At 67.9% G+C, this 13204-nt stretch carries 17 protein-coding genes and 1 pseudogene; 13 read left to right on the top strand and 5 right to left on the bottom strand.

Features of this window, described 5'->3' with window-relative positions:
* Nucleotides 1–181 precede the first annotated feature (181 nt).
* Entirely contained in the window at nucleotides 182–673 is a 492-nt protein-coding gene (locus EFY87_RS08730) for a GNAT family N-acetyltransferase (protein ID WP_158607560.1), read from the top strand.
* On the opposite strand, the gene EFY87_RS08725 is transcribed toward EFY87_RS08730, so the two are convergent.
* Entirely contained in the window at nucleotides 670–1104 is a 435-nt protein-coding gene (locus EFY87_RS08725) for a nitroreductase family deazaflavin-dependent oxidoreductase (RefSeq protein WP_123271084.1), read from the bottom strand. The genes EFY87_RS08730 and EFY87_RS08725 overlap by 4 nt on opposite strands.
* A gap of 89 nt (nucleotides 1105–1193) precedes the next feature.
* Here EFY87_RS08725 and EFY87_RS08720 point away from each other — a divergent pair, with 89 nt between their 5' ends.
* From EFY87_RS08720 to EFY87_RS08675, 10 genes and pseudogenes are all read left to right on the top strand, one after another.
* Nucleotides 1194–1739, top strand: a complete 546-nt coding sequence (locus tag EFY87_RS08720; protein WP_123271083.1) for an HIT family protein — start codon at nucleotides 1194–1196, stop codon at nucleotides 1737–1739.
* 36 nt (nucleotides 1740–1775) lie between these two features.
* Nucleotides 1776–2411: a phosphatidylinositol phosphate synthase gene (gene pgsA / locus EFY87_RS08715; protein WP_123271082.1), complete on the top strand. Its 636-nt coding sequence runs from the start codon at nucleotides 1776–1778 to the stop codon at nucleotides 2409–2411.
* The gene (locus EFY87_RS08710) at nucleotides 2408–3367 is read left to right on the top strand and encodes a phosphatidylinositol mannoside acyltransferase (protein ID WP_123271081.1); all 960 of its coding nucleotides are present in this window, start codon (nucleotides 2408–2410) and stop codon (nucleotides 3365–3367) included. The genes pgsA and EFY87_RS08710 overlap by 4 nt, the downstream gene beginning before the upstream one ends.
* Nucleotides 3368–3375: 8 nt before the next feature.
* Entirely contained in the window at nucleotides 3376–4536 is a 1161-nt protein-coding gene (locus EFY87_RS08705) for a glycosyltransferase family 4 protein (protein WP_245988549.1), read from the top strand.
* Nucleotides 4536–5111, top strand: a complete 576-nt coding sequence (locus EFY87_RS08700) for a hypothetical protein (RefSeq protein ID WP_123271079.1) — start codon at nucleotides 4536–4538, stop codon at nucleotides 5109–5111. Before EFY87_RS08705 ends, EFY87_RS08700 begins: the two co-directional genes overlap by 1 nt.
* Before the next feature lie 228 nt (nucleotides 5112–5339).
* Nucleotides 5340–6233 (top strand): pyridoxal 5'-phosphate synthase lyase subunit PdxS, encoded by an 894-nt coding sequence (gene pdxS / locus EFY87_RS08695; protein WP_123271078.1) that lies wholly within the window; start codon nucleotides 5340–5342, stop codon nucleotides 6231–6233.
* 71 nt (nucleotides 6234–6304) lie between these two features.
* On the top strand, nucleotides 6305–6553 hold the full coding sequence (locus EFY87_RS08690) for a ribbon-helix-helix protein, CopG family (protein ID WP_123271077.1): 249 nt from the start codon (nucleotides 6305–6307) through the stop codon (nucleotides 6551–6553).
* Nucleotides 6547–6891 (top strand): type II toxin-antitoxin system PemK/MazF family toxin, encoded by a 345-nt coding sequence (locus EFY87_RS08685; RefSeq protein WP_123271076.1) that lies wholly within the window; start codon nucleotides 6547–6549, stop codon nucleotides 6889–6891. The genes EFY87_RS08690 and EFY87_RS08685 overlap by 7 nt, the downstream gene beginning before the upstream one ends.
* 136 nt (nucleotides 6892–7027) lie before the next feature.
* Nucleotides 7028–7342 (top strand): MazG nucleotide pyrophosphohydrolase domain-containing protein, encoded by a 315-nt coding sequence (locus EFY87_RS08680; RefSeq protein WP_123271075.1) that lies wholly within the window; start codon nucleotides 7028–7030, stop codon nucleotides 7340–7342.
* Nucleotides 7343–7551: 209 nt separating this feature from the next.
* Nucleotides 7552–8470: pseudogene (locus EFY87_RS08675) on the top strand (IS5 family transposase).
* A gap of 10 nt (nucleotides 8471–8480) precedes the next feature.
* Here the strand turns inward: EFY87_RS08675 and EFY87_RS08670 are convergent.
* The 3 genes from EFY87_RS08670 to EFY87_RS08660 are packed head-to-tail and all read right to left on the bottom strand — an operon-like array spanning nucleotide 8481 to nucleotide 10958.
* Nucleotides 8481–9431, bottom strand: coding sequence for an LLM class F420-dependent oxidoreductase (locus EFY87_RS08670; RefSeq protein WP_123271074.1), 951 nt, complete (start codon nucleotides 9429–9431; stop codon nucleotides 8481–8483).
* Nucleotides 9432–9433: 2 nt separating this feature from the next.
* On the bottom strand, nucleotides 9434–9958 hold the full coding sequence (locus EFY87_RS08665; protein WP_158607559.1) for a GNAT family N-acetyltransferase: 525 nt from the start codon (nucleotides 9956–9958) through the stop codon (nucleotides 9434–9436).
* A gap of 43 nt (nucleotides 9959–10001) precedes the next feature.
* Nucleotides 10002–10958, bottom strand: a complete 957-nt coding sequence (locus tag EFY87_RS08660; protein WP_123271072.1) for an alpha/beta fold hydrolase — start codon at nucleotides 10956–10958, stop codon at nucleotides 10002–10004.
* Nucleotides 10959–11088: 130 nt separating this feature from the next.
* Between EFY87_RS08660 and EFY87_RS08655 the strand changes: the two genes are divergently transcribed.
* Together EFY87_RS08655 and EFY87_RS20900 are read left to right on the top strand one after the other, a co-directional pair.
* Complete coding sequence (locus EFY87_RS08655) at nucleotides 11089–11562, top strand: globin domain-containing protein (RefSeq protein ID WP_123271071.1); 474 nt, start codon at nucleotides 11089–11091, stop codon at nucleotides 11560–11562.
* On the top strand, nucleotides 11559–12311 hold the full coding sequence (locus EFY87_RS20900; protein WP_245988548.1) for a VOC family protein: 753 nt from the start codon (nucleotides 11559–11561) through the stop codon (nucleotides 12309–12311). Before EFY87_RS08655 ends, EFY87_RS20900 begins: the two co-directional genes overlap by 4 nt.
* 28 nt (nucleotides 12312–12339) lie before the next feature.
* Here the strand turns inward: EFY87_RS20900 and EFY87_RS08645 are convergent, their stop codons facing one another.
* Nucleotides 12340–13134 (bottom strand): deoxyribonuclease IV, encoded by a 795-nt coding sequence (locus EFY87_RS08645; protein ID WP_123271070.1) that lies wholly within the window; start codon nucleotides 13132–13134, stop codon nucleotides 12340–12342.
* Between the last annotated feature and the right edge of the window lie 70 nt (nucleotides 13135–13204).

Here is a 13204-nt window from a genome sequence, read left to right as displayed (position 1 = left end):
CAGCCTCCGAGGACGGCGATGTGGTGCTTTCGACGCTAGGCCAGGCCGGTGGGCGCCGTGAACTGGCCGATCGGACGGCTGGTTACGGATCTATACGGATGGTGGCGTCCGTATAGGGAAGGTGATCCTCAAGATGCCGCCGAGCGGCGCGAAACCGCGTTCGCCGTGGAAAACTGCCCTCGTGAGCGAACAACCCGGCCAGATCGGCATCGCGCGATGCGCCGACCGCAACGACGCGCTGGCGATGGCCGCCCTCAACCTGCGCTGGGACCGGGACGGTGGCGCGCCACCGCGCACCGGCTTCCTCGACGAGTTCGCGGACGCCTGGTCGTCCGACGCAGACCACTACCCGGCGTGGCTGGCTCGGCGCGCCGACGGCGACCCGGTGGGTTTCGCTGTGGGGGTGGTGGCCCGCAGCCTTCCGAGTCTGCGCCACGGCGCCGGCGGATGGCTGCACCTGAGCCGGCTGTTCGTCGTGCCGGACCTGCAGGGCCAGGGCGTCGGCGCCCGACTCCTCGACACGGTGATCCGGTGGAGCGTCGACAGCGGGCTCTATCGCGTGCAACTCAACGCAACCGACCAGGCGCGGGCGTTCTACCGCCGGGCCGGCTTCGGCAGCCCGCAGGACACGCTCATGCAGCTGGTGCTGACCGACCGGCTGCCCGGCAGTTAGACCGGCTCGATGAGAAAGACCGGGATCTGCCTGTCGGTGTTCTCCTGATACTCGGCGTATGGCGGGTAGGCCGCGACGGCCCGTTCCCACCACTCGTCCCGCTCGGCGCCGCTGATCTCCCGGGCAATCCCGTCATGGTGGGCCGTGCCGTCCTGAACCTCTACTTCAGGGTGAGCGAGAATGTTGTGGTACCAGGCGGGGTGCTCGGGCGCGCCGCCCTTGGAAGCCACCGCGGCATACACGCCGTCCTTCTCCACCCGCATCAGTGGCACCCGGCGCAACTTGCCGCTCTTCGCGCCCCGCATGGTGAACACGACGACCTGCATGCCTTTGATACCGACCGATTCGGTCGTGCCGGTCTCGTCGATCGTCGCGAGTTGGTCCTTGACCCATGGGGTCTTTTCCTCGGCGTACTCACCCTGCAGCGGCATGTCGTCTCCTTCGTCGGTCGGGCGTTCCGTTCAGGCAACCACGAGGCGGCTGCGGATGTTCCGGCCGGGTGCGGCATACGATCGCCGGTATGCCGCAGCAGATAGAGTCGGAAGCCGACTTCGCCCGGGTGCCCGACGGCTTCGAGCGGTTGTGGACGCCACACCGGATGGCCTACATCGAGTCCGACAAACCCGAACATGACGACGACGGTGCCTGCCCCTTCTGCGCGGCACAGGGCAGGACTGACGAGGAAGCCCTCATCGTGCACCGCGGCACAACCTGCTTCGTGATCCTCAACCTCTTTCCCTACAACCCCGGCCACCTGCTGATCTGCCCGAATCGTCACATCCCGGCATACCTCGACCTGACCGACGAGGAAACGACGGAGTTCACCGCGCTCACCAAGCGGGCCGTCCGGGCGCTCGCCGCTGCATCCGCGCCGCATGGCTTCAATCTCGGGATGAACCAGGGGGAGGTCGCCGGCGCGGGCGTGGCCGCGCATCTGCACCAGCACGTCGTGCCGCGATGGGCGGGCGACTCCAACTTCCTGCCGATCGTCGCGCAGACCAAAGCGCTGCCGGTGCTGCTCGCGGACACCAGGGCGCGACTCGCCGACGCCTGGCCGCGGGACTGAGCCCCACGGGGTGCCGCCAGGTAACCTGACGGCACCATGCTCAACCGTTACGCCCGGGCGGCGATCACCAAGTTCTTCACGCCACTGGCCAAACTGCTGTTGCGGCTGGGCGTCTCGCCCGACATCGTCACGGTCGTCGGCACGCTCGGAGTCTGTGCTGGTGCGCTCGCGTTCTACCCGCGCGGAGAGTTCTTCTGGGGCACCGTCGTGATCACCGTGTTCATCTTCTCCGACACCCTCGACGGCAACATGGCACGTATGTCGGGCCGCTCCAGCGTCTGGGGCGCCTACCTCGACTCGACCCTCGACCGGGTCGCCGACGCGGCGATCTTCGGTGCGCTCGTACTCTGGTACGCCGGGCGCGGCAACAATCTGGTGATGGCCGGTCTCGCGCTCGCCTGCCTGATCCTCGGCATGGTCGTGTCCTACTCGAAGGCCAGAGCCGAAGGTCTCGGGATGACGGCCAACGTTGGCATCGCGGAGCGGTCCGAGCGCCTTGTCGCGGTGCTGGTCACCACCGGACTTGTCGGCATTCACTGGCTGCACCTGCCGACCGCAGTGCTCGGTGTCGTCCTCGCCTTGCTCGCGGTGGCCAGCCTCATCACCGTGTTTCAGCGGATGCTCACCGTGCGCCGGCAGGCGCTGGACGGTGCCGGGGAACTGCCGAAGTGACGCTGCGCGACCACGCCGAAGGCCTTGCCTATCGCGCAGCCTGGCGGCTCGTATGCCGGATGCCGGAGCGCGCGGCATACGGCCTCTTCGATCGAGTCGCACGCACCATGCACCGGCGGGGTGGCCGTTCCGTCGAGCAGATGCGCGCCAACTACTCCGCGGTCCGGCCGGAACTGTCTCCCCAGGAGCTGGATCAGTTGGTGGGCGAGGGCGTTTCGTCATACCTGCGCTACTGGTGCGATGCGTTCCGGCTGCCGCGTGAGACACCAGAGACCCTGGCCGAGCGGATCCGGTTGACCGGCCACGACGCCGAGGCGCAGGCGGTCCTGGACCGCGGTGAGCCGCTGATCCTCTTCCTCGGGCATCTGGGCAACTGGGACCACTGCGGCGCCTGGGCGACCTATCACTTCGCGCCGGTGACGACCGTCGCCGAGCGCCTCAAGCCCGAGTCGGTCTTCGACGCATTCGTCGAATTCCGCGAGTCGCTCGGCATGCGGATCCTGCCGTTGACGGGCGGCGACAACGTCTATCCGCAATTGCGAGAAGCAATTTCGCGAGGCGGGTTCGTCCCGTTGCTGGCCGACCGCGACCTGACCCGCACCGGGGTCGACGTCACGCTGTGCGGGCACCCGAGCCGCGCCGCGATCGGCCCGGCCCGGCTGGCGCTGGACACCGGCGCGGCGCTCTTCCCACTCGCCATCAGCTACGAGCCGATCCCGGGTCGCGCGGCACACCGGGTCGTCGCACGGTTCGGTCCGCGGGTGCTGCCTCCTGCGGAAGGTTCCGCCCAGGAACAGGTGCGCGCGATGACCCAGCAGTGCGTGGACTCGCTGGGGGAGACGATCAGGGAGCGCACGCAGGATTGGCACATGATGCAGCGCATCTTCGTGGCCCCTCGCGGGGATGCTTCACGGGGACCCCGATTGCCTGGCGCGGATGCCTCGGGGGCGGTATGAGGATCGGGATGGTCAGCCCGTACGCCTTCGACATCCCCGGCGGGGTGCAGTTCCATGTGCGTGACCTGGCCGAGCGGCTGCTCTCCCAGGGACACGACGTGCGGGTGCTGGCGCCGGCCGACGAGGACATCGACCTGCCGTCATACGTCGACTCGGCCGGTCGCGCGGTGCCGGTGCCCTACAACGGTTCGGTGGCCCGGCTGCTCTTCGGCCCGGTGACGGCGGCGCGCGTCGCGCGGTGGATCGACCGGGGCGAGTTCGACGTGCTGCACGTGCACGAACCGTTCTCGCCGAGCGTCTCGATGCTGGCGATGATGGCCGCCGACGGTGCGGTGGTCGGCACGTTCCACTCCAGCACGATGCGGTCGCGTGCGTTGCTGACGATCATGCCGGTGCTGGGCCCTCAACTGGAGAAGCTCAGCGGCCGGATCGCGGTGTCACCAGAGGCTTTACGCACCATTCACCGGCACGAAGGCACCGCCGACGCGGTGATCATCCCGAACGGTGTCTACGTCGACCGCTTTGCGTCGGCACCGCTCGCACCGCACTGGCAGGGGACGGCCCAGCGGCCGACGATCGCGTTCCTCGGCCGGCTGGAAGAGCCGCGCAAGGGACTGGCGGTGCTGCTCGAGGCGATGCCGGCGCTGTTGCATGCGATGCCGGGACTGCGGCTGCTGGTCGCGGGGCCGGGCGATCCGAGGGACCTGATGCGGCATACGCCGGCTACGGTGCAAGCGGCGACCGAGTTCCTCGGCATGGTCAGCGAACCGGACAAGGCGTCGTTGCTGCGCTCGGTGGACGCGTATGTCGCGCCGAACACCGGCTCGGAGAGTTTCGGGATCATCCTGGTGGAGGCGATGAGCGCGGGCGTGCCGGTCGTGGCGAGCGACCTGCCGTCGTTCGCGGACGTGCTCGGCGGCACTGCGGGCGCGCTCTTCCGGACCGCGGATGCGGAGTCGCTGGCGCAGGCCGTGCTGGGCGTCGTGCGTGATCCGCGCCTGCGGACAGCGCTGTCGAGCAGCGGTGCGATCCGTGCGCGCGAGTTCGACTGGGACCGGGTCTCCGCCGACGTGATGGATGTCTACGAGACCTGCCGCGCCGCGAGACCGTATGCCGTGCGTACGATTTCGGCCGGCCGGGCGAAGCGTGCGTTGCGGGGCCGCAGCTGATGGGAGCGGTCGCCTGGACCGCCTTCGTCATCGCGCTGGTCGCGCTGGTCGCGTGGTATCTCTCCTACACGGCCGCGCGGCTGGACCGGCTGCACACCAAGGTCGAAGGGTCGGTGTCGGCGCTGGACGCCCAGCTGGTGCGGCGGGCCGAGGTGGTGCGCGAGGTCGCCGGCTCCGGGGCACTCGACCCGGCGAGCTCGGCGCTGCTGGCGGACGCGGCCAGTGCCTCACTCGATGCTGCGGACAGCACGTCGCCGGGGGAGGAGTTGCGTGCCGACGGCATCGGTGACCAGCGGGCCGCCGTCGAGTCGACGCTCACCCAGGTCATCTGCACGACCCTCACGCCGGACGTCATCGCCGAGTTGCGCGACGAGAACTCCGGGTGGCCGGACGTGGTCGAGCGCTTGCGGTCGGCCGGCCAGCGGGTTGAGATCGCCCGCCGGTTTCACAATGACGCCGTGCGCGACGTGCGCCGCCTGCGGCACCGGCCACCGGTGCGCTTCCTCCGGCTCGCCGGCCACACCGCGCTGCCGTCGGTCATCGAGTTCGACGACCGTCTCCCCGACGGGCTCTGACCGTGCTCCCGATCGAGAGGACCCACAACTGAACGAGCGGACCCACAATCCGGCCCGGGTATGGGGTCCGCTCATTGCGTAAGGGGTCCGATCAATCAAGAGGGCCGGTCAGCCGTGGCCGGAGCGCGCCGTGGCCGAAAAGTGCCATGAAGGCTTGGCTGGCATGAAGCTGCCGATTGACGGCTCTATCCTGGAACGGTATCCAGACGTGAACAAGGAGTCCTCGAAGTGACGAACGTGGCAGAGACCGGCACCGCCCGAGTCAAGCGTGGTATGGCGGAGATGCTGAAGGGCGGCGTCATTATGGACGTCGTCACGCCGGACCAGGCGAAGATCGCCGAGGACGCCGGGGCCGTCGCGGTCATGGCGCTCGAGCGGGTGCCTGCCGACATACGGGCGCAGGGCGGGGTGTCCCGGATGAGCGACCCCGACATGATCGACGGCATCATCGCGGCCGTTTCGATCCCCGTGATGGCCAAGGCACGCATCGGTCACTTCGTCGAGGCGCAGGTGCTGCAGAGTCTTGGCGTCGACTACATCGACGAGTCCGAGGTGCTGACGCCTGCCGACTACGCCAACCACATCGACAAGTGGGAGTTCACCGTGCCGTTCGTGTGCGGTGCGACCAACCTCGGCGAGGCCCTGCGCCGCATCACCGAGGGTGCGGCGATGATCCGTTCCAAGGGTGAGGCCGGCACCGGAGACGTCTCCAATGCCACCACACACATGCGGCAGATCCGGCAGGAGATCCGCCGGCTGGGGAGCCTGCCCGAGGACGAATTGTATGTCGCGGCAAAGGAATTGCAGGCGCCATACGAACTCGTCAAGGAAGTTGCCGAGGCCGGCAAGCTCCCGGTCGTGCTCTTCACCGCGGGCGGCATCGCCACCCCGGCGGACGCCGCGATGATGATGCAGCTCGGTGCCGAGGGCGTCTTCGTCGGCTCGGGCATCTTCAAGTCGGGCAACCCCGCCGAGCGCGCCGAGGCGATCGTCAAGGCGACCACCTTCTATGACGACCCGGACGTCATCGCCAAGGTCTCGCGTGGTCTCGGCGAGGCAATGGTCGGCATCAATGTCGAGGAGATTCCGCAGCCGCACCGGCTCGCCGAGCGCGGCTGGTGAGCGGACCGCCGGAGGCTGCCTCGGCGAGTAGTTCGCGATGGCTCCGGGTATAAAAAGTTATACTGGAGGACATGAAGACGGCGATCAGTCTCCCGGACAGCGAGGCGGAGCGTTTCGACCGCGTTGCTCAACGGCACGGGATGACCCGGTCGGAGTTCTACCGGCGCGCGGCCGAGCAATACGCGGACGCGTTGGCTGACGCGGACCTGACTGAGCAGATCAACGATGCGATCGATGAGGTCGGGCAGCCTGGTGATGAGTCCGCTCAGTTGCGTCATACCGCGAATGCCCGCCTCGTCATCGTTTCGGACGAATGGTGATCCGGCGCGGGGAGGTGTGCTGGGTCGACTTCGGCGAACCCCGGGGCAGCGCCCCGGCTAAGCGCCGACCGGCCGTCATCGTGCAGTCCGACCGCTATAACGCGTCGCGAATCTCTACCGTGGTCGTTCTGCCGATCACGTCCAACACGGCGTTGGCAAGGCACCCAGGCAACGTTTTCGTCCCGGCGCTGGCCTCCGGCTTGCCGAAGGATTCGGTGGTCAATGTCTCGCAGCCGATGACGATTGACCGCTCCGACCTTGACGACACGGGCGTGGAACTTCCGGACAGTCTGATGGATGCGGTCGATGCCGGTCTGCGGCGGGTAGTGGATCTGTGACGCTCGGCCCTCGTGAGCTACTGCAGCTGAGAAAGTCAGGCTCCCGGTGCGTCCAGGGGGCACCAGTCAGTGATCCCCGCTCATCTCGGCGAGCAACGCGCCGACTGCTGCCCGAGATGCTCGCTATCGTCAGGTGATGACGCTTGACGAGATCTGCCAGAACGCCCGACAGCTGTCCGTCGCGCACGGCTGGGATCAGGCAGATTCCGCCGCGCGGATGCTGCACGTTGTGGCGGAAGCCGGCGAGGTCGCTGATGCGTTGACCGCCTACCAGCAGGCTTCCGCAGATGACAGAGCCTCCGCACGGGTGGCCCTCGGCCATGAGATCTTCGACGTGATCTGGAATCTGTGCGCCCTCGCGAACGCGACCGATATCGACGTCGAATCGGCTGCGCGGATGAAGATGGCAATCAACGCGGACCGCACATGGCCGAGTAGCGCAGCGATCTGAGCGTTGTTGCCCATCGGGCGGGTCTCTCTGAAGTTCTTGCCCGAGGTGCCTGGCCTCATGACAGACGTCGTCGGAAATGAGAGCGACTCACCTGCCCACTCGGGCCGGTTGTTGACGCCTGCGGCTGCCCGTCCATGATGGTATCGCCCTGCGCAGGCCTAGAGCGTGTCTCCCAAATGTGGGGTGGTTGTCCTGGGAGCGTGGGATGCATGGTGCGTCAGGGACAGATTTCGGATGAGTTCTGGGCAGTTGTGGAACCGGTGCTGCCGTCGTCGTCAGGTCGTCGGGGACGGCCGTGGGCTGATCACCGCACGATGCTGGAAGGCATCTGTTGGCGGTACCGCACCGGGTCGCCGTGGCGGGATATGCCTGCCGAGTTCGGGCCGTGGAAAACGGTGTGGAAGCGGCATTTTCGCTGGTCAACCGATGGCACCTACCAGCAGATTATGGACGCGGCCCAGCAGGCCGGGCTGCTGCCAGCTGATGCCGGTCACCGGGTCGAGCAACTGCTGGCGGTGGACTCCACGATCGTGCGCGCGCACCAGCACGCTGCCGGTGCCCGGCATGATTCAGTGACCGAGGTGCCCGGCGCGGACGCTGACCGGGACACAGGGGGCAGGATCGAATTACAAGAATTTGCCGTCCGAGCCTGCTGATCACGCTCTGGGTCGCTCCCGCGGCGGGCTATCGACCAAGATCCACTCGTTGGCCGATCAGGCCACGGCCACGGTGCAGGTGCGGTTGACCGGGGGCCAGGCCGGAGACAACCCGCAACTGGTGCCGTTGCTGGATGACCGCAAAGCTGCGGGTCGGGGAACCGGATTCCGGCTGCTGGCGGACAAGGCGTACTCGCATCCCTCCACGCGAAACACGTTGCGACACCGCCGGGTTGCGCACACGATCCCCGAACGGTCTGACCAGGTCGCGCAACGCAAGGCACGCGGGAGCCGCGGCGGCAGGCCACCGAAGTTCGACCCCGGCACCTACAAGAAACGCAACACCGTCGAACGCAGCTACCTACGCCTGAAGCAATGGCGCGCCATCGCCACCCGCTACGACAAACACGCCCGCACCTTCCTCGGCGGCATCCTCCTGGCAGCCAGCATCATCTACCTCAAAACACATTAAGAGACACGCTCTAGCCGATCAGCGGCGCGAGGGTTTCTCCGAGCAGCTGGACCCGGCCGGGGAGGTGGCCGTTGGCCGGAGCGTTGACGGTGATGCCGTCGATGCCGATCGCGAGCAGATCGGCGTATGCCGCGGCGACTTCGTCCGACGAGCCCACGATCACCGATGCGGCGCGCGTCTGCGCTCGTGGCGTGCGCTCCAGGTAGTCGTCGAATTCGCGCTGCGCCTGCTCCCGGGTGGGCGCGATGCACGCCGAAGTCTGGTAGCTGACGGTGATCTGCGCACGGTCCCTGCCCAGCCGCTCGCAGTGCTCGTCCAGCGCCGCGAGTTTGGCCGGCAGCTCGTCCTTGGCGCAGATGAGGTTGGACTCGTCGGCATACTGCGCGACCATGCGCAACGTCTTGTGGACGCCGCCACCCCCGATCATCACCGGTATGGGCCGTAGCGGTGCCGGCGAGTTGATCGCATCGCGGACCTGGTATCGCTTCCCCTGAAAGGTCGGCCGCTCGCCTCGAAGCATCGGCAGGATGATCTGCAGCGCCTCCTCAAGTCGCTCGAACCGATCAGTGAAGGTGTCGAATTCGTAGCCGAGAGAGTCGTGTTCGAGCTCGTACCAGCCCGCGCCGATGCCGAGCTGAGCCCGGCCGCCGGAGACCACGTCGAGCGCGGTGATTTCCTTGGCAAGCAGTGTCGGGTTGCGGTAGGTGTTGCCGGTGACCAGGGCGGACAGCCGGACTCGGGTGGTGTGCTGCGCGAGCGCCGACAGCAGGACATAGCACTCGATCATCGGCTCGTCCGGGTCGCCCAGTGCAGGCAGCTGATAGAAGTGGTCCATCACCAGGACCGTGTCGAATCCGCCGGCCTCCGCTTCCTTCGCCTGCTGCACGACGGTCGGGAAGATCCGGTCGACGGCGACGCCGGGATAGCTGAAGTTCGGGATCTGGTAACCCAGTTTCGTCATACCTAAACGCTACTCGCCGACCTCGGCAGGATCATCAGGTGAATGGGCAGGTCGGTCTCCGGGTGCCACGGGGCCTGGACGGTGTCGATGATCCGCCAGCCGCGGCGCAGGTAGAGGTCGATCGGGACCCGGTGCGCAGTGACGACGTCGAGCACCGGATAACCCTCGGCCCGCGCGACCTGGGTGGCCAGCGCGAGCAGCCGTGATCCGATGCCCTGGCCCGACTTGGAGACGTCACTGAAAAAGACTCCGACGCAACGGAGTTCGTCAATCGATGCCCCGTGCGCGGCCGCCCAGGACCGCCCGATCGGGTCGTCTTCGACACGCTCGACGGCGACGTGCCCGACGAGCTCCCCGTCCAGTTCCGCGACCCAGGAGCGCAACTCGGTCGGTCGTTTCAGGAATTCCTCGATCGGCCGCGGGAACGGCCAGATGAACGGATAGCGGGTCTGCGGCTGCTGGCGCTCGAGCAGGTCGGCCAGCGCGGGCAGGTCGGCGTCCTGCCGGTCGCGTATGACGAGGTCCACTCGCCGCACCGTACCTGCCGGCCGGGGTGGTCGCCCGGGGCGGTCAGCCGGTGAGCGGAGCGACCGGCCGCTGACCGGCTCTCGCGCGCCGGACGGGGCGCTGGGCACCGGTGCGCAGCAAGTGGCGCAGCCGCTCTCGGTCGTATGCCGAGGGGCGTGTCGACGCCAGGAAGTCCCGCACGATGCGCAGGAACTCCTCCGGATGGTCCCGGTGGGGGAAATGCCCACTGTCCTCGACGATTTCGACGCGGGCGCCGGGGGCGAGCTCGGCAACGGTGTCCGCCTGCGATGCCGGGATGATCGGGTCTTCGGCTCCCCAGATCACGCACAGTGGCATTGACTCGGTCAGGTATGCACGGTCGGTCATGGTCACGACCTGCCCGTGCCGGTCGACGACGGCGCGGAGCACGTGGTGTGCCGCAGCCCGTGTCTGCGGATCGCGGAAACTGTCGTAGACGGTGGCGATCTCGTCGATGTCACGCGTGCCCGGCAGACGCGCCGCGTGTGCGATGCGCAGCCCAACAGTGTTGACCTGCCGGATGCCCGGCAGCGTGAGCACACCCATGACCTGCTCGAATCCGGGCAGCGTCGCAGCGCGGATGATCGGGCTGACCTCCGGACCGAGGCCACCCGGCGCGACGAGCACCAGCCGTTCGGTGAGTTCGGGAAATTGGTAGGCGAACTGCATCGCAACCCCGCCGCCGAAGCTGTGCCCGACGATGGTGGCGCGTTCGATCTCCAGCAGGGACAACAGATCTCGCATGCCGTTGGCGAAACCGCCCAGCGTGTAGTCAGCACGTGGCTTCGCCGACTGGCCGTGACCGAGCAGGTCAGGAGCGATGACCGTGTAGTCGCGCGACAGCGGTCGGATGACCCGGTCCCAGGTCGTGTGGTCACACGCCACGCCGTGCAGCAGCAGCGCCGGGCCGTGCCCGGTCAGGACGTAGGCACGGCGGTGCCCGTGCACGTCCACGAACCGCACCCGGCGAGAGGCCTTCATAGGAAGCGATTCAACCAGTTGAACGCCCGTCCGGCTACCGATCGGTAGCGGCGAGTTGACATCGAGCCCTCCGCGTGTCGCCCGCGATGCGAGAGACTGACGGGGATGTAGGACAACCCGGGAGCACGCCATGACAGAGCAGTCGATCTTCGAAGCAGCCGGCGGAGGTGCCGGTATGACACACATCGCGACGGCCTGGCACGAGCGGGCGATGGCCGATCCGGTCGTGGGACACGCTTTCCACGGCGGGACGGAGCCGGATCACGTGGACCGGCTCGCGGCATACCTCGGCGAGGCACTGGGCGGGCCGCCCCGCTACACGCAGACGTATGGCGGCCACACTCACGTGGTTCGCATCCACAGCGGCAACGGCGAGCACGACGAGATGAATGAGCGAGCCGTCGACTGCTTCGCGGCCGCACTGCAGGACGCCGGTCTGGACGCGGCCCCCGAGGCCTATCAGGCGGTGCTGGACTACTGGAGGTGGGCGACCTGGCATCCGATGTACCGCTATCACCGGTCGGCCGACGACGTCCCCGCGGATCTGTCGCTGCCGCAGTGGAATTGGGATGGGACGGTCACCTATCGAGGAGCTGAGGCATGATCACGCCATACCTCTGCGTCGCGGATGCACGCGCCGCAATCGACTGGTATCGCAGCGCTTTCGGCGCACGGGTGTCTTTCGAGCCGATCGTGATGGAGGACGGACGGATCGGGCACGTGGAGCTGACGATCGGCAAGGACGGATGCTTCATGCTGTCCGACCAGTTCGACGGTGCCGGGGTGGCCGCGCCCAACCCGACGCGGGGCAGCGCGGTCTCGCTGCACGTCGAGACGTCCGCGGTGGACGTCGTCGTCCGGCGGGCGGAAACGGTGGGGGCGCAGATCGATCGGGAGCCGGAGGACACGCCGCACGGCCGGATCGCGGTGCTGCACGACCCGTTCGGGCACCGGTGGATGTTCAACCAGCCCGCGGAGGCGGACCGCCCATCAGCCCCCGGACTCGCGCGCGACCTCACGGTGAATCTGCCGGTCGCCGACATCCCCGAGGCAGCCGGTTTCTATCGCGACTTCCTCGGCCTCACCGACGAGGGCTTCAACCTCGGCTGGGTCGCGCATCGCAGCGCGCCGCAGACCGGTGCGGCGGTTCAGCTGGTGACGCGCGACGCCACAGCGCCGGTGGATTCGGCGATCTCCGTGCACGTCGCGGACGTCGACGCGGCATACGCCGAAGCGCAACGCCGCGGCTATCGCATCGTGCACCCGCTGACCCACGAGGAATGGGGTGTGCGGCGCTTCTTCGTGCAGGCCCCCGACGGCACGGTCGTCAACATGGTCAGCCACGCGGACTGAGGTCCGACCGAGCGAAAATCTTGGGGCCTTACAGCCGGTCGCGCAACCAAGCGATGTCCGCCTTGTGCTCGTCGGCGCCGCCGGGCGTCTCGCACACGACGGGCGCGCCCGCGGCGCGGACGACGGCGGCCAGTTCGTCCGGATCGATCTGTCCCGCACCGAGGTTGGCGTGCCGGTCGGCGCCGGAGTCGAAGCCGTCGCGGCTGTCGTTGCCATGCACCAGGTCGATGCGTCCGGTGATGTCGTGGATGCGTTCGGCCGCCTCCGCAAGCGCGATGCCACCCGCCCAGGCGTGACAGGTGTCGAGGCAGAATCCCACCTGCTCGTGCCCCTCCGCGCGTGAGATCGCCCGCCACACACCGGCGATCCGGTCGAGGTGGCGGGCCATCGCGTTGTCGCCGCCGGCGGTGTTCTCGATCAGCAACGGGATCTTGCAATCGGTGGCTTCGATCGCCTTGCGCCAGTTGTCGAAACCCGTGGCCGGATCGTCGGACTTGTTCACATGCCCGCCGTGCACGATCAGCCCGGTAGCGCCGATCTCCGCAGCCGCGTTCAGGTGCTGCTGCAGCAGCTTGCGGCTCGGGATGCGGATGCGGTTGTTCAGCGTGGCGACGTTGATGATGTATGGCGCGTGGACGTAGAGCGTCACTCCGGCTGCTTCCGCGTCGGCGCGCAGTTTGGCGGCGCCGCCGTCATACGCGACGACCGGTCCCTTGTAGCTCTGCGGGTCGCCGAGGAAGAACTGCACGACCGTGGTGCCGCGCGCGGCTGCTTCCGCGATGGGGTCCTGCTGGTCGACATGTGCGCCGATGCGTTGCGTCATACCGGCCAGCGTACGAACAGGGGACGACAATCAGCGAACGCCGGGGCAGACCGCGCGCGGGCGACTACCG

This window comes from Flexivirga caeni (assembly GCF_003724155.1).
GTDB lineage: Bacteria > Actinomycetota > Actinomycetes > Actinomycetales > Dermatophilaceae > Flexivirga > Flexivirga caeni.
Note: the sequence above shows the minus strand (reverse complement) of the source record. Positions and strands in the feature narration are given on the sequence as shown.